A 19157-nucleotide genomic window follows, 5' to 3' on the forward strand; every position below is an offset into this window, starting at 1 on the left:
CTGACTAAATTGATCAGAATTGTCAATCCCGATTAAAACAGTTGGTTTCCCAAAGGCGCGCCCTTACAAATCTTTCACCAGCCGCAGTGCGTCGTAGATTGCCGCATGGGTGTTGCGCGCCGACACGGCGTCACCGATGCGGAACAGCTGGAACTGGCCCTGGGGGTTGCGCACAACCGTCTGGGGCCGTCCGTTGATCAGCGCATCATGATCCACCGCCCCGCCATTGCGGCTCAGCGGTTTCAGGTCGTGATAGAGGTCATCCAGCGGCAGCGTGCCATAGTTCACCACCACCTGATCATAATCGGCCTGTTGGCTGTGATCGCTGTAATCCGTGCCGATGGTCGCGGTCAGCACGTTGCCGTTGCGGGCGACGCCCAGCAGGCGGCGGGCGACGGTCATGGTCACGTCCTTGTCTTGCAACGACCGCATATAAGGCACCAGGTTCATGCCCATGATGTCGGGGGCAAAGGTGCGGTCGGGTGTCATCACCTCGACCTTTGATCCGGCAGCGGCGGCAATCTCGGCGGCTTGCAGGGCAGGGTGGTCGCCGCTTTCGTCGTAGATCAGGACGCGGGCGGCGGGTTTGATGTCGCCTGCGATGATGTCCCAGGCGCTGACCACATGCGCGGCCTCGGTGCGGGTTTCGAACAGGTGCATGTTGGGCATGCCCCCTGTCGCCACGATCACCACGTCGGGCGACAGGGCGGTCACGTCGTCCGTCTCGGCCCATGTGTTGAAGTGAAAGGTCACGTCGCGGGCGGCGCATTGCGCCATGCGCCAGTCGATGATGCCGATCATCTCGCGGCGGCGCGGGGTGCGGGCGGTCAGGCGGACCTGTCCACCGGGTTCGGGCTGTGCCTCGAAGACCGTCACATCATGGCCCCGCTCGGCTGCCACCCGCGCGGCCTCAAGCCCCGCTGGCCCCGCGCCGACAACCACCACCTTGCGGGGGCTGTCGGCGGCGGGGATGGTGTGCGGCATGGTCAGTTCGCGCCCCGTGGCCGCGTTGTGAATGCACAGCGCCTCGCCCGCCTGATAGATGCGGTCCAGACAATAGGTGGCCCCGACGCAGGGGCGAATGTCGTCCTCGCGGCCTTCGATGATTTTGCGCACGATATGCGGGTCGGCCATATGGGCGCGGGTCATGCCGACCATGTCCAGCAGGCCCGATTCAACCGCATGGCGCGCGGTGGCCACATCGGGAATGCGGGCGGCGTGAAAGGTGGGCATTCCGGTGGCGCGGCGCACTTCGCCTGCGAAATCCAGATGCGGCGCGCTTTTCATGCCTTGGACGGGGATCACGTCGGTCATCGCGGGGTCGGTGTGAATGCGGCCCCGGATCACGTTCAGGAAATCCAGACGCCCATCGGCGGCGAGTATCTTTGAAATCTCCAAGCCCTCGGCGGCGTCGATCCCGCCCTTTTGCGCCTCGTCCGCCGTGAAGCGGAAGCCCACGATAAAATCGTCGCCCACACGTTTGCGCACCGCGCCCAGCACATCCATCGGAAACCGCATCCGGTTTTCCAGCGTATCGGCCCCATATGGCCCGGTCAGGTCATTGGTCAGCGGCGACCAGAACTGGTCCAGCAGGTGCCCGTAGACCTGCAATTCGATCCCGTCCATGCCACCCGCCTGCATGCGTTCGGCGGCATCGGCGAATTCGGTGATGATGCGTTCGATGTCCCAATCCTCGATCAGCTTGGGAAAGGCATGGTGCGCGGGCTCGCGGTGCCGCGACGACGACACTGAAGGCAGCCAGTCGCCCTTGTTCCACGTGGTCCGCCGGCCCAGATGGCTAAGCTGGATCATCACCGCACAGCCGTGTTCGTGGCACCCGTCGGTCAGGCGCCTGATCCACGGCACCACCTCGTCCTTGTAGGCCAGCACGTTGTTGAACACCGGCGGGCTGTCGCGCGACACGGATGCCGACCCTGCCGTCATCGCCAGCGCCACGCCTGCCTTGGCGCGTTCCGCGTGATAGGCGGCATAACGGTCCTTGGGCATCCCGTCCTCGGGGTAGGCGGGCTCGTGACTGGTGGTCATGATCCGGTTTTTCAACGTCAGGTGTTTGAGCTGAAAGGGCTGCAAAAGCGGGTCTTTGGACATGACGGTTCCTTGGGGCTGGGGGCATTCGGTCGCAGGTTGAGCCGCCACCGGCGCACTGTCAATCGCCGCCACTGCGCTGGACAAGTTTCGGGGCTGCGACTATCTGCGCAAGGGTCAGGATCACTGCACCAAAGGACCACGCTATGCTGGACAAGCGTCAGTTTTACATCGACGGCCAATGGGTTGCCCCGCTTGCGGGCACCGACCGCGCGGTGATTGATCCCACGACCGAACAACCCTTTGCCACCATCGCGCTGGGCGGGCAGGCCGACACCGATTTCGCCGTTGCGGCCGCCCGCGCGGCCTTCCCAAGCTGGCGTGCCTCGACCAAGGCGCAGCGGATCGACCTGATCCGCAGCATTTTCGACGTTTATATGCGCCGGTCGGACGAGATGGGCGCGGTGATCAGCCGCGAAGTTGGCGCACCGATGGAAATGTCCAAGACCCAGCAGGCCCGCACCAGCAGTTCGCATTTCACCGGCTTTCTGGACGCGCTTGAGACGTTTGAATTCGAACGCCCGCTGCGCCCGGACACGCCGCACGATCGCATCCTCTATGAACCCATCGGCGTGGCCGCCCTGATCACGCCGTGGAACTGGCCGATGAAGCAGATCGTGCTCAAGGTCATTCCGGCGTTGGCCTCGGGCTGCACGGCCGTGCTGAAACCGTCCGAACAGGCGCCGCTGTCGGCCATGCTGTTCGCCGAGATTTTGCACGAGGCAGGCGTGCCTGCGGGCGTGTTCAACCTGTTGAACGGCGACGGGCCGGGTGTGGGCGCGCAGTTGTCGGCGCACCGCGATGTCGATCTGGTCAGCTTTACCGGCTCGACCGATGCAGGCCGCGCGATCACGCGGGCGGGGGCGGATACGGTCAAACGGGTCCGGCTGGAACTGGGCGGCAAGGGTGCCAACTTGATCTTTGCCGATGCAGATGCGAACGCGGTGCAAAGCGGCGTGATGCGGTGTTTCAACAACTCGGGCCAGTCGTGCAACGCGCCCAGCCGGATGCTGGTGGAACAGGCGCGCTATGCGCAGGCGGTGGAGCAGGCCAAGGCCACAGCCGAGGCAATCACCGTGGGCGGGACGTCCGAAGTTGGCCCGCACATCGGGCCGGTGGTCAACGCACAGCAGTTCGACAAGATCCAGGGGCTGATCGCCTCGGGCATCGAAGAAGGCGCGCGGCTGGTGGCGGGTGGCCTTGGCCGTCCCGACGGGCTTGAGCACGGGTTTTACGTGCGGCCCACCGTCTTTGCCGATTGCACGCCGGACATGACGATCATGCGCACCGAAATCTTTGGCCCCGTGCTGTCGATGATGGCATTCGATACCGAGGACGAGGCTATCGCCATCGCCAATGACACCGACTATGGACTGACCAATTATGTGCAAACCGCCGATCCGGCCCGCGCCATGCGCATCTCGCGCGAGGTGCGGTCCGGCATGGTCGAGATCAACGAACAGCGCCGCAGCACCGGCGCACCCTTTGGCGGGATGAAACAGTCAGGCACGGGCCGCGAGGGCGGCATCTGGGGGCTGGAAGAGTTTCTGGAAGTGCGCGCCATCAGCGGCTGGCCTGCGGAATAGTCGGACGGAATAATCCGGTCTACAGGTCCGCCTGCATTTCGTAGCCCTGCGCAAACAACAGCCGCACGCGGGTGACGGCGGTGGTGTCGTTCCACGTGTTGCGGGTCAGTGCGAACAGCGCATCCCCTGCGGCACAGTTCAGGTCCTGCGCCTCGGCCGCTGTGGCGCTGTGCGCGGACAGGGCGATGTCGCCGCCGGTGTAGGGCGCGTGTTCCAGCAGCCATTCGTTGGCGCTCGTGGTGTCAAACGGCTGGTCCAGCGCGCCCGCAGCGCCGGCCGGATTGATCCAGCGGTCTTCCAGCGCATAGGGCACGTCGTCTGCAAAATGCAACGCCCGCACGTGCAGCAACGCCGCCGCGCCGGTCTTGAGCGCGCGGCTGACGGCGGCAGGGGGGCGGGCCAGCTTGCGCTCCAGCAACCGGTAGCCATAGCGCGCGCCCTTGTCCGCGACCTCTTGGCGGATCACCGCGATGGACAGCGTGGCGCGGGCCACCGGTTGCAGGGCCACGCGGGTGCCGGCCTTGCGTTTGCGGTCCAGCAGCCCTGCCTCGGCCACCGCGCGCAGGGCGCGGTTCACGGTGGCGCGGGCGCAGCCGAATTCTGCGGCCAGATCGACCTCGTTCGGGATCAGCGCGCCCGGCGCCCACGCGCGGGTGTGGATGCGGCGCAAGACCTCTTGTTGCACCGCCTGCCAGTTGCGGATGTCCCCGCTCACAGCGCGTCTTTCAGCGATTGCAGCACTTTGCGATAGGCTGCGGTGATCGCATCGCGGTCGATGTGCGCGCCGTCCTGCACCACATGGCGGCCCGCTGACCACACATCGCGCACCAGCCGGTCGTCGCCTGCGAATATCCAGGCGTCCAGCGCCTGATCGCCGCTGCGCCCTTCCAGGTGGATCGACCCTGTGTCCAGCGCCAGCATGTCGGCCCACTGGCCTGCGGCAATGGTCCCGCTTGCGCGCCCCGCCGCCTGCGCGCCGCCTGCCAGCACCGCGTCAAAGATGCGGCGTCCGGTCGATGCCTGCGCCGTGGCCAGCGCCGCACGGGTGCCGTCGCGCAGTCGCTGGGAATAGTCCAGCGTGCGCAGCTCTTCCGACAGGCTGATGCGGATGTTGCTGTCGGAGCCTATGGCCACGGCACCGCCCGCATCGAACCAACGCACGCCATCAAAAATACCGTCGCCCAGCGAGCTTTCGGTGATCGGGCACAGGCCCGCAACCGCGCCGGTCGCGGCCAGGGCTGTCGTCTCGGCCGGGGTCATCTGCGTGCAGTGGATCAGACACCAGCGGTCATCCAGATCCATGTGTTGCAGCGCCCAATCGACAGGCCGCGCGCCCCATGCGGCGTGCACCTCGTCCACTTCGGGGATTTGTTCGGCCAGATGCATGTGCAGCGGCCCGCTGGGATAGCGACGGGCGAATTCGGTCAGGTCTTCGCGCCGCACAGCGCGCAGCGAATGGGGGGCCGCCCCCAGCGTATGATCGGCGGGCTGGGCGTGCAGCGCCTGACCCGCCGCCGCGTGCAGTTGCGCGAACCGGTCGGCGTCGTTGCCAAAGCGCACTTGCCCCGCGCCCAGATCACGCTGATCGCAGCCGCCGAACTGGTAGTGCACCGGCACCAGACACAACCCCGCGCCGGATTGCTGCGAAGCGGCCACCACTCGTTCCGACATCTCGGCCAGATTGTCGTAGGGCATGCCGCCGGGCTGGTGGTGCAGGTAGTGAAATTCGACCGATGCGCCATAACCCGCTGCAAGCATTTCCATCTGCACAAAGGCGGTGATCGCCTGCACATCGTCCGGCGTCAGCCGGTCGAGAAAGCGGAACATCAACTGCCGCCATGTCCAGAAACTGTCGCGCGGATCGGGGCCGCGCCGTTCGGTCAGACCGGCCATTGCCCGCTGGAACGCGTGGGAATGCACGTTCACCGGGGCAGGCAGCAGAATGCCCAGATCAGAACCGCTGCGCGCGGTGTCTGGCGTGGCGGACACGATGCGCCCCGCGTCGACGGTTACCGTTACATCCCGCGCCCATCCATTCGGCAGCAGCGCTTCGGACGCCCAGAGTTTTTCCATGATGCCTCGCTTGACAGAATAATATGTGCAGACATAATACGCATAACCGCACCAATAAACAAGTGAGTCGTGACCATGCTTTTGACCAATGCCCGCATCGCCACCCTGTCTGAACCCAGCGGTTACGGCATGATCGACGACGGTGCGATTGTGACCGACGGCGACCGGATTGCATGGGTGGGCGCGCGGTCCGATCTGCCGGCCCGGCACAGCAACCAGCAGGCCACCGATCTGGGCGGGCGACTGGTGACGCCGGCGCTGATCGACTGTCATACGCATCTGGTCTTTGGCGGCACACGCGCGGGCGAGTTCGAACAACGGCTGGAAGGTGTGTCCTACGAACAGATCGCGCGCAGCGGCGGCGGGATCGTGTCGACCGTGCGCGCCACGCGCGATGCCACGCCCGAGGCGCTGTTGCATTCGGCGCTGACCCGCGTGGACGCGATGATTGCCGAAGGGGTCAGCACCATCGAGGTCAAGTCCGGCTATGGTCTGGACCGCGAAGCCGAGTTGAAAATGTTGCGGGTGGCGCGGCAGATCGCTGACGTGCGCCCCGTGACCGTGCGCACCACCTATCTGGGCGCGCACGCGGTGCCGCCGGAGTTTGCAGGCGACGCGGACGGCTATATTGATCAGGTCTGCATCCCGACCCTGCACGCCGCCCATGCCGAAGGGCTGGTCGATGCGGTGGACGGGTTTTGCGAGGGCATCGCCTTTGACACGGGCCAGATCGCGCGGGTGTTCGATGCAGCCCGTGCGCTGGGCCTGCCGGTGAAACTGCACGCCGAGCAATTGTCGAACATCGGCGGCACGCAACTGGCCGCGCGCTATGGCGCGCTGAGCGCAGATCATGTGGAATATGCCAACGCCGCCGACGCTGACGCGATGGGGCAGGCGGGCAGCGTCGCTGTTTTGCTGCCCGGTGCCTTCTACACGTTGCACGAAACGCAAATGCCCCCCGTCGCGGCATTCCGCGCTGCCGGTGTGCCGATGGCGATTGCCACCGACTGCAACCCCGGCTCGTCGCCGCTGGCCTCGCCCTTGCTGGCGCTGAACATGGCCTGCACGCTGTTTCGCCTGACCCCGGCCGAGGCGCTGGCGGGGCTGACCCGTAACGCGGCCCTTGCGCTGGGCCTGACCGATCAGGGCCGGATCGCACCGGACATGCGCGCCGATCTGGCGGTCTGGGACGTGTCCGAGCCTGCCGAGCTGGCCTATCGCATCGGCTTTAACCCCCTTCATTCCCGCAATTTCGGAGGCACATTGTGACCGTAACCCTGACACCCGGCACGACGACACTGTCGACCCTGCACCACATCTGGACCCACGGGGGGGCCGCGGCGCTGACCCCCGACGCCCGCGCGGGCGTCGAAGCGGCGGCGGCGCTGGTGGCCAAGGCGGCGTCGGGCGAGGCGGCGGTTTACGGCGTGAACACCGGCTTTGGCAAACTTGCCTCGGTCAAGATCGCGGCCAAGGACACTGCGCGCCTGCAACGCAACCTGATCCTGTCGCATTGCTGCGGTGTGGGCACACCGCTGGATGGGCCGACGACACGGCTGATGATGGTGCTGAAGCTGCTGTCGTTGGGGCGGGGGGCGTCGGGTGTGGCGTGGTCTACGGTTGCTTTGATCGAAGGGATGCTGGCCAAAGGTGTGATGCCTGTCATTCCCGATCAGGGATCGGTCGGCGCCTCTGGCGACCTTGCGCCGCTGGCGCATATGGCCGCCGTGATGATCGGTGAGGGCGAGGCGATCTTTGACGGCACCCGCATGGCAGGCGGCGACGCGTTGAAGGCTGCCGGGCTGGAGGCGATCACGCTGGGCCCGAAAGAGGGGCTGGCCCTGATCAACGGCACGCAGTTTTCCACCGCCTGTGCGTTGGTGGGGCTGTGGGGCGCTTGGGCCAATGCGTCGGCCAGTGTTGTCACCTGCGCGCTCAGCACTGACGCGATCATGGGCAGCACTGCACCGCTGGAAGACGCCATTCACACCCTGCGCGGCCACGCAGGCCAGATTGCAGTGGCCCGTGCGCAACGTGCGCTGATGGCAGGTTCGGAAATCCGCGAAAGCCACCGCGACGGCGACACGCGCGTGCAAGACCCCTATTGCATCCGCTGCCAGCCACAGGTGACGGGGGCCGCGATGGACCTGCTGCACGCCGCCGCCCGCACGCTGGAAATCGAGGCGAACGCCGTCACCGACAACCCGCTGGTGCTGGTCGATGACAGCCACCCCGACGGCGGCATGATCGTGTCGGGCGGGAACTTCCACGCCGAACCCGTGGGCTTTGCCGCCGACCAGATTGCGGTGGCGATTTCCGAACTGGGCGCAATTGCCCAGCGCCGGGTGGCACTGATGGTGGACCCGACGCTCAGCTTTGATCTGCCGCCTTTCCTGACGCCCGACCCGGGCTTGAACTCGGGTCTGATGATCGCCGAGGTGACAACGGCGGCGCTGATGAGCGAGAACAAGCATCTGGCCAATCCCTGCACCACCGACAGCACGCCGACCTCTGCCAACCAGGAGGACCACGTGAGCATGGCCGCCCATGCTGCACGTCGACTGGCGCGGATGAACGCCAACCTGAACGTGATCCTGGGCGTCGAGGCGATTTGCGGGGCGCAAGGCATCGGCTTTCGCGCGCCCTTGCAGACCAGTGCGCCGCTGCAAGCGGTCATCGCCACCCTGCGCCAGTCGGTGCCTGCGGTGGTCGAGGACCGCTATATGGCCCCCAGCCTGGAAGCGGCTACAACCATCATCAAAGACGGGCAATTGGTCGGTGCCGCCGGTTTGCCCGGTTTCGTAACCGGAGAGATGTCATGAACCCTGTAGATGTAATCCAAGGCGACAGCCCCGTTGTGCTGGGCCTGCCACACACCGGAACCTTCGTTCCCGACGATGTTTCAAATGCGCTGAACGCACGCGGCAAAGAGCTGTCGGACACCGACTGGCACATTCATACATTGTATGACGGGCTGCTGCCGGGGGTTACGACCGTGCGCGCCACGTTCCATCGCTATGTGATCGACGCCAACCGCGACCCCAGCGGGGCCAGCCTGTACCCCGGGCAGAACACCACCGGGCTGGTGCCGATGACCGACTTTGACGGGCACGACATCTGGCAAACCGAACCCGATGCCGCCGAGATCGAACGCCGCCGTCTCGCGTTCCACACGCCCTATCACGTGGCCTTGCAGGCGGAACTGGAGCGGGTCAAGGCGCGCCACGGCGTTGCGATCTTGTACGATTGCCACTCGATCCGCAGCGATATCCCCTTTCTGTTTGACGGTATCCTGCCGGATTTCAACATCGGCACCGATATGGGCCGCACCTGCGCCCCGCAGATCGAAGCCGCCACCGTGGCGGTCTGCGCGGCCGCCGCGCACAGCCATATCCTGAACGGACGGTTCAAGGGCGGCTGGACCACGCGCCACTATGGCCAGCCCGACACCGGTATTCACGCCATCCAGATGGAGCTGGCCCAGTCCGCCTATCTGACGGACGAGGCCGCGCCCTGGACCTATGACGCGGCCAAGTCCCGCGCCTTGCGCATCCATCTGCAAGACATCCTGACCACGCTGGCCGAAATGGCCCCCCAGTTGAAAGGCACATCATGACCAACCCGCGCCACAACCTTCGCGACGTATTTCCCGACACCGGCACCACGATCACCGCCAAAAGCTGGCTGACCGAGGCACCGATGCGGATGCTGATGAACAACCTGCACCCCGATGTGGCCGAGAACCCGCACGAGCTGGTGGTTTACGGCGGCATCGGCCGGGCTGCGCGCACCTGGGAAGATTTTGACGCCATCGTGGCGGCGCTGAAAGAGCTGGAAGACAACCAGACGCTGCTGGTGCAATCGGGCAAACCTGTCGGCGTGTTCCAAACCCACAAGGACGCCCCGCGTGTGCTGATTGCCAACAGCAACCTTGTGCCGCATTGGGCCAATTGGGACCATTTCAACGAATTGGATAAAAAGGGTCTGGCGATGTACGGCCAGATGACCGCCGGGTCGTGGATCTACATCGGCACCCAAGGGATCGTGCAGGGCACCTATGAAACCTTCATGGAAGCGGGCCGCCAGCATTACGAAGGCGACCTGAAAGGGCGCTGGATCCTCACCGGGGGCTTGGGCGGCATGGGCGGCGCGCAGCCCTTGGCAGCGGTGATGGCGGGGGCCTGCTGTCTGGCCGTGGAATGCGACGAAACCCGCGTCGATTTCCGCCTGCGCACGCGCTACGTGGACGAAAAGGCGCATACGCTGGATCAGGCGCTTGAGATGATCGAGACATGGACCAAGGCGGGCGAGGCAAAAAGCGTGGGCCTGATCGGCAACGCGGCGGATGTCTTTGCCGAATTGGTCGAACGCGGCATTCACCCCGACATCGTGACCGACCAGACCTCGGCCCACGATCCGGTGCACGGCTATCTGCCGCAGGGCTGGTCGGTGGCCGAATGGCGCGCCAAGCAGGAAAGCGACCCCAAGGCGGTGGAAAAAGCCGCCCGCGCGTCGATGAAGAACCACGTGGCCGCGATGGTCGATTTCTGGAACGCAGGGGTGCCGACGCTGGATTACGGCAACAACATCCGGCAGGTGGCACAGGAAGAGGGGCTGGAGAACGCCTTTGCCTTCCCCGGCTTTGTGCCCGCCTATATCCGCCCGCTGTTCTGCCGTGGCATCGGTCCGTTCCGCTGGGCGGCGCTGTCGGGTGACCCCGAGGACATCTACAAGACCGACGCCAAGGTCAAAGAGCTGATCGACGACCCGCACCTGCACAACTGGCTGGACATGGCCCGCGAACGCATTGCCTTTCAGGGGCTGCCCGCCCGCATCTGCTGGGTGGGTCTGGGCCTGCGCGACAAGCTGGGGCTGGCGTTCAACGAAATGGTGCGCAATGGCGAGCTGTCTGCGCCTGTGGTGATTGGTCGTGACCATCTGGATTCAGGCTCGGTCGCGTCCCCCAACCGCGAGACCGAGGCGATGAAGGACGGATCAGACGCGGTCAGCGACTGGCCGCTGCTGAATGCCATGCTGAACGTGGCCAGCGGGGCGACATGGGTGTCGCTGCACCATGGCGGCGGGGTTGGCATGGGCTTTTCCCAGCACTCGGGCATGGTGATCTGCTGTGACGGGTCCGAAGACGCCGACCGTCGCATTGCCAACGTGTTGTGGAACGATCCCGCCACCGGCGTGATGCGCCACGCGGATGCAGGTTATGACATCGCGCTGGATTGCGCGCGCGAAAACGGGCTGAACCTGCCCGGCATCCTGAAAGGCTGAACCAAAGGCAGCGGGGGGCATTCCCTCCGCTGCACCGCGCCCGCGCTTAGAAATCGCGGCGCAGGGCGGTTTCGTCGAGGTGGTCAAGGATGCGCAAGAAGGTCTTTATGTCTTCGTCGCTCAGCCCTTCGGTCATGGCTTCTTGGCGGCGCATCATGATCGGCAGGATCTTGTCCTTGATCGCGCGCCCCTTGGCCGTTGCACTTAGCAACTGGCGGCGCTGGTCCTGGTCATCCTGCGCGCTGGCAATATAGCCTTTTTCGACCAATGCCTTGATCGACCGGCTGATCTGCGCCTTGTCCAGACGGCTTTCCTGCACGATCTGGCTCATGGTGGCGGTCGACATGCTGCGCAGTATATACAGAATGCGCCATTCGGTCAGTGTCAGATCGCTGAGTTTGGACAGGACATGGCCCGCTTGTGCGTTCAACGAGTTTTGCAGTCGCGAGATCCGGTAAGTGATGAATTGGCGCAATTCAAACTTAACGACAGCTTTTTCGGTATCTTTCATCGGGTCTCGGCATCCAAACTTATTTGACGGGTCAACAAACAGTAGTTCAATTCTGGATAAAGTTGAACGGCTAAGATATGAAGGCCAATCCCTTGTCTTGTCAACGCCACTTACAAGGTGCTGCTGCGCGGGGCGGACAGCCGCCCAAGGCGCGAACAGCCGCAAAAACGCCTGTCGTTTCAGAACAAATACAAGATTAAGTGTTGAAACCTCAGAGGGCTGTGGCACATATGGGGCATGGATCATGCGGACCTTGAAGATTTGATTTCGCGTTGTGCGCTGCGTGACCGCGCGGCGTTCGAGGCGCTGTTTGATGCCACCTCGGCGAAACTTTTGGCGGTCTGCCTGCGTGTCTTGTCCAACAAGACCTCAGCAGAGGATGCCATGCAGGACGCATATGTAAAAATCTGGACCCATGCCGGACGGTATCAGACCACCGGGCACAGCCCGATGACCTGGCTGATCACGATTGCGCGGAACACGGCCATTGACCGGTTGCGCAAACGTAAGTTTGCCTCGGATGTGGATGATCCGGCGCTGGCCCTGGCGTCGCCCGATCCCGGCCCCGAAGCCATGGCCGTGGCCGCGTCGTCGGCGCGGCGGCTGTCGGGCTGCATGGATGAACTGCCTGCCGAACGTGCCGCCGCCGTGCGCGGTGCCTATCTGGAAGGGCGCAGTTATGCGGAACTGGCCGAAGATTTCAAACAACCGCTGAACACGATGCGCACGTGGTTGCGCCGTGGGCTGATCGCGTTGCGCGAGTGTATGTCCGATGGCTGATACAACACTCACAGAAGACGACCGCGCCCTGGCCGCCGAATATGCGCTAAGCCTGTTGGAAGACCAGGAAGCGGAAGACGCTGCCACCCGTGTGCGCGACGACGCAGGCTTTGCCGCCGAGGTCGTGGCCTGGCAACGCAATCTGTCTGCGCTGACCGATGCGCTGGACCCGGTGCAGCCGTCGGCTGCGGCACGCCGTGCGCTTATGGCGCGTGTGTTCGGCCGCAAACCGGCAAGCGCGCTGCGCTGGCTGCGCCCGCCGATGTGGATCGGCTTGGGCGTTGCCGCGCTGGTCGCTGTGGCGCTGTTTGTCTACACGCCCGGACCGTTGCAGCCCACCGGCCCGGTTTATACCGCGCAACTGACGCCTGAGCAGCGCAGTTTTGTGCTGACCGCGACGTTGCAGCCCGACTCCGGCCTGCTGAACCTGGTGCGCAGCAGCACATCGGCCCCCCCGGCGGGCCGTGTGACCGAACTGTGGGCCATTGCGCCCGATGCAGCGCCCGTGTCGCTGGGCGTTGTCCCGCTTGAGGGCGAATGGCAGATCACCTTGCCGGAAAACCTGCGCGCGGTGGCGGCCAGCCTGACGCTGGCCCTGTCCGACGAACCCACGGGCGGCTCGCCCACGGGCGCACCAACGGGTGCGGTGCTGGCGGCGGCAGCGGTCGAACAGGCGCTGTAAACACAGCGCTAAAACGTCCTTTCGAAAAAAATCAGAAAAAAATGCACGCCGCGTGAAACTTCACGCGGCGTTGTTGCGTGGCTCAGGTCAAGCAGGGGGGAAAACGCCGCTGCACACACTAGGAAGGAATGAAGATATGACACCGATGAAGACATTTGCAGCCCTTGCCCTGAGTACTGTGCTGGCAACTTCTGCCTTTGCGGCCAACCCCGACGTGGGCGGCGCGCCGATGTTCGAAGACAAGAACATTATTGAAAACGCCGTGAACTCGGCGGACCACACGACGCTGGTCGCGGCTGTCAAAGCCGCCGGTCTGGTGGACGCACTGCAAGGCGCTGGCCCCTTCACGGTCTTTGCCCCAACCAACGCGGCCTTTGCGAAATTGCCCGATGGCACGGTCGACACACTGCTGAAGCCTGAAAACAAAGGCATGTTGACCAAGGTGCTGACAGCCCACGTGGTTGCCGGCGACATCTCGGCAGCAACGCTGATGAGCAAGGCGAAGAACTCCAAAGACGGTTTTTACCACATGCAGACCCTGTCGGGCGATGCGATCTCGGCTCAGGTCAAGGGTAAGAACGTCTATATTTATGACGAAAACGGGAATGTCGGAAGAGTAACGATTGCGGACGTAGACCAGTCGAATGGCGTGATTCACGTCGTCGATGCGGTTCTTGTGCCGAAGTAAGTACCAGTTTTTTCCGACCGGGTTGGTCGCTGGCCCCCCATGTTAGCGGCCAACCCATTTTTTTTTGACGCGATCCCGTTCAAACCTACCTTTGTCTTGAAAGGATCACCCCTATGTTACGCCGAAATTTCCTGGCCTCTGCTGCCGCCTTGGCCTTTGCCCGCCCGGGCTTTGCCGCCGCATCCGAAGGCACATTCGAAGTCACCCGCACCGATGCCGAATGGCGAGCGATGCTGACCGACACCGAATATGCAGTGATGCGCGAAGAAGACACCGAGAAACCCTTTACCAGCCCGCTGAACGACGAAAAGCGTGCAGGTGTGTTCCACTGCAAGGGCTGCGATCTGCCGCTGTATGACGCCAAGACGAAATTCGAAAGCGGCACCGGTTGGCCCAGCTTTTACGACAGCCTGCCGGGTGCCATCGAAACCAAAGAAGACCGCAAGCTGCTGTTCTACGTGCGCACCGAATGCCACTGTCGCCGCTGCGGCAGCCATCTGGGCCACATCTTTGACGACGGGCCAGCACCCACAGGCAAACGCCACTGCCTGAACGGGGTCAGCCTGACCTTCACGCCAGAGGCTGCGTGACAGGCTACCGCATCTGGTCTTTCCGTGCAGGGCGCGCCCTTTTGGGCGCGTTCTTTGCTGCGGGGGCTGTGCAAAAGATCATGGACCCGGCGCCCGCGATGGATCTGCTGCGCGGCCTGGGTTGGCCTGCCGTGCTGGTCTGGCCCGCGATGGTGTTCAACGTGATGGGGGCCTTTGCCCTGTGGTTCGGGACATACCTTAGCCTGATGGCCCTGGCGCTGGCTGCCTATTGCATGGTCACGTCGGTGTTCCACTACCTGCCGGACGATCCATGGCAAATGACCATCTTCGTCAAGAACTGGGCGATTGCGGGCGGCCTGCTGGTGCTGGCAGGGCACCCGGACGCGCGCTGAAAACAACCCTTGGCTGCAAAATGTGACGCGGCTAACAATGCGGTATGCGCGCGCCATTCTTTCTTTTTCTGATTTCCTGTATCGGCATCGCTGTGGCGCTGCTGCTGCCCGGCTGGTCCGATCTGTTGCTGGTTGCCGTTCCGATGGCGGTGGCCGCGGCGGTCCTGATTGCACGCCGCCCGCGGATTGCGCCAAGACGGCACACCCCACCAAGACAAGCGCAGACCGGTCCGCCTGTCATTCTCGACGGATCGAACGTGATGTACTGGAAAACCCAAACCCCCAACCTTGCGCCGGTGCGCGAGGTGATTGCCACGCTCAAGGCACGCGGCCTGTCGCCTTGGGTGATCTTTGACGCCAACGCCGGCCACCTGTTGGATGGAAAATACTGGCACGACAGCGACTTCGCGCGCGCTCTGAACCTGCCCGAAGCCCACGTGACGGTGGTCGACAAAGGCACCCCCGCCGATCCGCTGATCCTGCACACCGCCCGCAAGACCGGCGCCCGCATCGTCACCAACGACCGCTACCGCGACTGGTTGGAAACCTACCCCGAGGCCCGCAAACGCGGCCACCTGATCCGCGGCGGCTACCGCAAGGGGCCGCTTTGGCTGGACCTGCCAAAACCAACGGGTTGACCTTCATCTTGCCAGACAAACTCCGGGGGAGGCGCGCCAGCGCCGGGGGCAGCGCCCCCAATCCTAGCCCCTGAACGGGTCGTCAGGGTACTTCACCCCCGCCAGATACAGCCCCTGCGGCGGACACACCGGCCCACAGGCCGCACGGTCCCGCGCCTCAAGCGCGCGCCGCACATCATCCGGCTGCCAGCCACCGCTGCCCACACGCTCCAGCGTGCCGACAAAACTGCGCACCTGGTTGTGCAGGAACGACCGCGCCCGCACGGTGAACTGCACTTCGGGGCCCCAGTCGGTCTCGACGCGCACAATGTCCAGCGCGTCCAGCGTTTTCACCGGGCTTTCCGCCTGACAGATCGACGACCGGAAGGTGGTGAAATCATGCAAGCCCAGCAAATGCGCCGCCCCTTCGCGCATCGCGTCCACGTCCAGCGTGTGGTTCACCCGCCACACCAGCCCGTTCAGATGCGTCGCAGGCGGGCGGCGCATGAGCAGGCGGAACAGGTATTTCCGCTCAAGCGCGGAAAACCGCGCGTGCCAGTCGTCGTCCACGGCGGCGCAATCGACAATCGCCACGGGGGCCGGTTTCAGGTGATAATTGATCGCCTCGGACAGCCGGAACGGGTCCCATGCCTTGTCCATATCGCAATGGGCCACCTGCGCCAGCGCGTGCACGCCCGCATCGGTGCGCCCTGCGGCGGCTATGGTGTGGGCGCGTGGTTCCAGCTTTGCCAGTGCAGCCTCGATCGCACCCTGAACCGATGGCTGGTCCGGTTGCCGCTGCCATCCGACGAATGGCGCACCATGATATTCGACTTTTAACGCATAACGGGGCATGGCCTATGCCCTAGCGCCAGCCGCGCCCACTGGCAAGCCTGCGGTGGACACCCTATGTTCATCCCAACAACATGCACCGCCCGTCAGGGTGGTCGCGCGGAACAAGGGAACCCCGGGTGGTCATATCAGCAATAGCCGACAGTCTGGTGCGCGGCGTCGAAAGCGTGCAAGACACGGTGTCCGAAACACTTTTTGAACCCGTGGTGCGCCTTGGGGTCACCGGCCTTGCGCGGTCGGGCAAGACGGTGTTCATCACGTCGCTGGTGGCCAACCTGCTGGACCGGGGCCGCATGCCGCATTTGCTGGCCGCCTCCGAAGGGCGGATCGAGGCGGCGTTTTTGCAACCCCAGCCCGACGATACGGTCCCGCGATTCGACTATGAAAGCCACCTTGGCGCGCTGACCGCCGATCCGGCCCACTGGCCAGACAGCACGCGGCACATTTCCGAACTGCGGGTCAGCCTGCGGGTGCGTCCCAAGGGGCTGCTGGCGGGGCTGAAAGGGCCGCGCACGGTGCATGTCGACATCGTGGATTATCCCGGCGAATGGCTGCTGGATCTGACGCTGATGGACAAGACCTATGCCGAATGGTCCGCTGCCACGCTGAAATCCATCACCAGCCGCGAAGAGGCCGCCGACTACCGCAGCAAGGTGGCGCAGGTGGACGGGGCCGCCAAGCTGGACGAACCGCTGGCCCAGGATCTGGCCGCCAGCTTTGCCGCCTATCTGCAAGACGCGCGGCGGGCGGGCTATTCCGACTGCGCACCGGGCCGGTTCCTGTTGCCCGGTGATCTGGCGGGCTCTCCGGTTCTGACCTTTGCACCGCTGCCCACGGGCAACGCCCCGCGCGGGTCGTTGTTGCGCGAGATGGACCGCAGGTACGAGGCGTATAAGGCGCAGGTGGTCAAACCGTTCTTTCGCGATCATTTTGCCCGCATCGACCGTCAGGTGGTGCTGGTCGATGCCTTGGGTGCGATCCACAACGGCCCCGCGGCACTGGACGACCTGCGCGGCGCGCTGACCGATATCCTGTCGGCCTTTCGACCCGGGCGGAATGCGTTTCTCACGCGGTTGCTGATGGGCAAGCGGGTCGAGAAGATCCTCTTTGCCGCGACCAAGGCCGACCACCTGCACCACAGCCAGCACGCGCAACTGACCGCGATCATGCAGGCGCTGGTGCGCGACGCCACCGACAAGGCGCGCTTTGCCGGCGCTGACACGCAATCGCTGGCCATCGCGTCGCTGCGGGCGACGACGGAAACCGACATGCCCCATGACGGCGAAACGCTGGGCATGGTGCAGGGCAAGCTGCTGGACACCGGCAAACAGGCGGCGTTCTTTCCCGGCCATCTGCCCAGCGATCCGTCGCATTTGCTGAACCCGCAGCGGGGCGAAAACTGGCTGGCGGGGGATTATCAGGTGATGCGCTTTGCCCCCGCCACGCTGACCCTGCGCCCGGGCGACGGGCCGCCACACATCCGGCTGGACCGCGCCGCGCAATTCCTGATCGGGGACAAGCTGTGAGCGGGGCGCAAACAGCGATAGAGATACGGGCCGCGCGTCCGCTGGATGCGGGCACCGTGGGTGCCATTCTGGGGGCCAACGTGGATGCGACACCGTGGTTGCCACGGGTGCACACCCGCGCCGAAGAGGTGATGTTTGCCGCCGACATGATCGACGCAGGCTGGGTGACCACCGCGCGCACCGATGCGGGGGTGGTGGGGTTTCTGGCCTTGCAAGGCACTGAAATTCAGGCGCTTTACGTCGCCCCCGATGCGCAGAACCGCGCGGCGGGCACGGCCTTGCTGGACCATGCCAAACAACAGTCCACACGCCTGGGCCTGTGGTCCTTTGCGCGGAACACCGGCGCAAACCGCTTTTACGAACGCGCGGGGTTTGCGCCCGTGCAGCACACGGACGGGGCGGGCAATGACGTGGGCCTGCCCGACATCCGCTATGAGTGGCATGCTGACAAGGAGACGCTGTAATGGCCAAAGGTCCGGTTTTGATTGATCTGTCCGAAACGCCCTCGGTCGCCGATGCGCCGCCCGTGCCCGACACGCTGGCCGAGCCGCTGCCGCAGGGCCGCGCGATGCAGGCCGCCGCCCGCATGGCTGCGCGCCGTCCATCGCTGCTGGCGCGGATGTTCTGGTGGGTGACGACCACGCTGATCGGCGCAGTGGTGTCGATTGCCGCGTGGGATTTCGCCAACGGGCTGATCGCACGGGCGCCGGTTCTGGGCTGGATCGTGACGGCGCTGTTCGCCCTGTTCGTCGCAATCCTGCTGCTGATGGCGGTGCGCGAACTGGCCGCCCTTGCGCGGCTGACCCGCATCGACGACCTGCGCCATCAGGCCGCCACGGCCATCGAGGCCGCCGACCTGCCCGCCGCGCGCAAGGTCACCGACCGTTTGGTCACGCTCTACAGCAGCCGCGAAGACACCCGTTGGGGCCGCGAGCGTCTGCAAGAGCTGCGCGGCGACCAGATGGATGCAGCCGCCTTGCTGACGCTGGCTGATGCCGAACTGCTGGCCCCGCTGGATGTGGCCGCATCGCGCGAGGTCGAGGCCGCCGCACGGCAGGTGGCGGCGGTGACGGCGCTGGTGCCGCTGGCGCTGGCCGATGTGGCCACGGCGCTGACCGCCAACCTGCGGATGATCCGCCGGGTGGCCGATGTCTATGGCGGGCGTTCCGGATTTTTCGGAAGCTGGCAGCTGACGCGCGCGGTGCTGTCGCATCTGGTGGCAACCGGTGCGGTGGCCGTGGGCGACGACATGCTGGAGCCGGTGCTGGGCGGTTCGCTGCTGGGCAAGCTGTCGCGCCGCTTTGGCGAGGGGCTGGTGAACGGTGCGCTGACCGCCCGCGTGGGCGTGGCCGCAATGGATGTCTGCCGCCCGCTGCCGTTCCCCGCGGGGAAGCGCCCGACCAGCCGCGGCATCGTCCAGCGCAGCCTGACGGGGCTGTTCGGGTCCAAGGAACGCTAGGTCTGGATTTCCCCACTTTGCGCCGCCGCGTCAACGCGTTAACCTGCGCTT

19 protein-coding genes are annotated in these 19157 nt (G+C 64.9%); 14 read left to right on the forward strand and 5 right to left on the reverse strand.

Going from position 1 to position 19157, the window contains the following annotated elements; translation table 11 throughout:
- Window positions 1-63 precede the first annotated feature (63 nt).
- Window positions 64-2109 carry an NADH:flavin oxidoreductase gene (locus AAC077_RS13340; RefSeq protein WP_339770379.1) on the reverse strand — a complete coding sequence of 682 codons (2046 nt, stop codon included), beginning with the start codon at window positions 2107-2109 and terminating at the stop codon, window positions 64-66.
- Between the two features lie 143 nt (window positions 2110-2252).
- On the opposite strand from AAC077_RS13340, the gene AAC077_RS13345 reads away from it, so the two are divergent.
- Window positions 2253-3692, forward strand: coding sequence for an aldehyde dehydrogenase family protein (locus AAC077_RS13345; RefSeq protein WP_339770381.1), 1440 nt, complete (start codon window positions 2253-2255; stop codon window positions 3690-3692).
- 19 nt (window positions 3693-3711) lie between these two features.
- On the opposite strand, the gene AAC077_RS13350 is transcribed toward AAC077_RS13345, so the two are convergent.
- Entirely contained in the window at window positions 3712-4407 is a 696-nt protein-coding gene (locus AAC077_RS13350) for a GntR family transcriptional regulator (RefSeq protein ID WP_339770383.1), read from the reverse strand.
- The gene (locus AAC077_RS13355; RefSeq protein ID WP_339770385.1) at window positions 4404-5765 is read right to left on the reverse strand and encodes a formimidoylglutamate deiminase; all 1362 of its coding nucleotides are present in this window, start codon (window positions 5763-5765) and stop codon (window positions 4404-4406) included. Before AAC077_RS13355 ends, AAC077_RS13350 begins: the two co-directional genes overlap by 4 nt.
- Window positions 5766-5840: 75 nt before the next feature.
- On the opposite strand from AAC077_RS13355, the gene hutI reads away from it, so the two are divergent.
- From hutI to hutU, 4 genes are read left to right on the forward strand one after another with little or no spacing between them, the layout of a single operon-like run.
- The gene (hutI, locus tag AAC077_RS13360) at window positions 5841-7034 is read left to right on the forward strand and encodes an imidazolonepropionase (RefSeq protein WP_339770387.1); all 1194 of its coding nucleotides are present in this window, start codon (window positions 5841-5843) and stop codon (window positions 7032-7034) included.
- A complete protein-coding gene (gene hutH, locus AAC077_RS13365) occupies window positions 7031-8587 on the forward strand; it encodes a histidine ammonia-lyase (protein ID WP_339770389.1) in 1557 nt (518 codons plus the stop codon). The genes hutI and hutH overlap by 4 nt, the downstream gene beginning before the upstream one ends.
- Window positions 8584-9381, forward strand: coding sequence for an N-formylglutamate deformylase (hutG, locus tag AAC077_RS13370; RefSeq protein ID WP_339770391.1), 798 nt, complete (start codon window positions 8584-8586; stop codon window positions 9379-9381). The genes hutH and hutG overlap by 4 nt, the downstream gene beginning before the upstream one ends.
- The gene (hutU, locus tag AAC077_RS13375) at window positions 9378-11048 is read left to right on the forward strand and encodes a urocanate hydratase (RefSeq protein WP_028954711.1); all 1671 of its coding nucleotides are present in this window, start codon (window positions 9378-9380) and stop codon (window positions 11046-11048) included. The genes hutG and hutU overlap by 4 nt, the downstream gene beginning before the upstream one ends.
- A gap of 46 nt (window positions 11049-11094) precedes the next feature.
- Here the strand turns inward: hutU and AAC077_RS13380 are convergent, their stop codons facing one another.
- Window positions 11095-11559: a MarR family transcriptional regulator gene (locus tag AAC077_RS13380; RefSeq protein WP_339770394.1), complete on the reverse strand. Its 465-nt coding sequence runs from the start codon at window positions 11557-11559 to the stop codon at window positions 11095-11097.
- A 237-nt stretch (window positions 11560-11796) separates the two neighbouring features.
- Here AAC077_RS13380 and AAC077_RS13385 point away from each other — a divergent pair, with 237 nt between their 5' ends.
- The 6 genes from AAC077_RS13385 to AAC077_RS13410 all read left to right on the forward strand — a co-directional run bounded on the left by AAC077_RS13385 (window position 11797) and on the right by AAC077_RS13410 (window position 15290).
- Window positions 11797-12339, forward strand: coding sequence for a sigma-70 family RNA polymerase sigma factor (locus AAC077_RS13385; protein WP_339770396.1), 543 nt, complete (start codon window positions 11797-11799; stop codon window positions 12337-12339).
- Window positions 12332-13021, forward strand: a complete 690-nt coding sequence (locus AAC077_RS13390) for an anti-sigma factor (RefSeq protein WP_339770398.1) — start codon at window positions 12332-12334, stop codon at window positions 13019-13021. Before AAC077_RS13385 ends, AAC077_RS13390 begins: the two co-directional genes overlap by 8 nt.
- Window positions 13022-13157: 136 nt before the next feature.
- Window positions 13158-13709 carry a fasciclin domain-containing protein gene (locus tag AAC077_RS13395; RefSeq protein ID WP_339770399.1) on the forward strand — a complete coding sequence of 184 codons (552 nt, stop codon included), beginning with the start codon at window positions 13158-13160 and terminating at the stop codon, window positions 13707-13709.
- A gap of 113 nt (window positions 13710-13822) precedes the next feature.
- Window positions 13823-14299: a peptide-methionine (R)-S-oxide reductase MsrB gene (gene msrB, locus AAC077_RS13400; protein ID WP_339770401.1), complete on the forward strand. Its 477-nt coding sequence runs from the start codon at window positions 13823-13825 to the stop codon at window positions 14297-14299.
- Complete coding sequence (locus AAC077_RS13405) at window positions 14296-14652, forward strand: DoxX family membrane protein (RefSeq protein WP_339770403.1); 357 nt, start codon at window positions 14296-14298, stop codon at window positions 14650-14652. Before msrB ends, AAC077_RS13405 begins: the two co-directional genes overlap by 4 nt.
- Before the next feature lie 44 nt (window positions 14653-14696).
- Window positions 14697-15290 carry a hypothetical protein gene (locus AAC077_RS13410; protein WP_339770405.1) on the forward strand — a complete coding sequence of 198 codons (594 nt, stop codon included), beginning with the start codon at window positions 14697-14699 and terminating at the stop codon, window positions 15288-15290.
- A 63-nt stretch (window positions 15291-15353) separates the two neighbouring features.
- Here the strand turns inward: AAC077_RS13410 and truA are convergent, their stop codons facing one another.
- Window positions 15354-16124 carry a tRNA pseudouridine(38-40) synthase TruA gene (gene truA, locus AAC077_RS13415; protein WP_339770406.1) on the reverse strand — a complete coding sequence of 257 codons (771 nt, stop codon included), beginning with the start codon at window positions 16122-16124 and terminating at the stop codon, window positions 15354-15356.
- Window positions 16125-16240: 116 nt separating this feature from the next.
- On the opposite strand from truA, the gene AAC077_RS13420 reads away from it, so the two are divergent.
- Genes AAC077_RS13420 through AAC077_RS13430 form a run of 3 tightly spaced genes read left to right on the forward strand, consistent with a single transcriptional unit; the run spans window position 16241 to window position 19106 of the window.
- A complete protein-coding gene (locus tag AAC077_RS13420) occupies window positions 16241-17647 on the forward strand; it encodes a YcjX family protein (RefSeq protein WP_339770408.1) in 1407 nt (468 codons plus the stop codon).
- Window positions 17644-18111, forward strand: coding sequence for a GNAT family N-acetyltransferase (locus AAC077_RS13425; RefSeq protein WP_339770409.1), 468 nt, complete (start codon window positions 17644-17646; stop codon window positions 18109-18111). Before AAC077_RS13420 ends, AAC077_RS13425 begins: the two co-directional genes overlap by 4 nt.
- Complete coding sequence (locus tag AAC077_RS13430) at window positions 18111-19106, forward strand: TIGR01620 family protein (protein ID WP_339770411.1); 996 nt, start codon at window positions 18111-18113, stop codon at window positions 19104-19106. The genes AAC077_RS13425 and AAC077_RS13430 overlap by 1 nt, the downstream gene beginning before the upstream one ends.
- Window positions 19107-19157 lie beyond the last annotated feature (51 nt).

The organism is uncultured Pseudosulfitobacter sp. (assembly GCF_963976325.1).
Taxonomy (GTDB): Bacteria; Pseudomonadota; Alphaproteobacteria; order Rhodobacterales; family Rhodobacteraceae; genus Pseudosulfitobacter.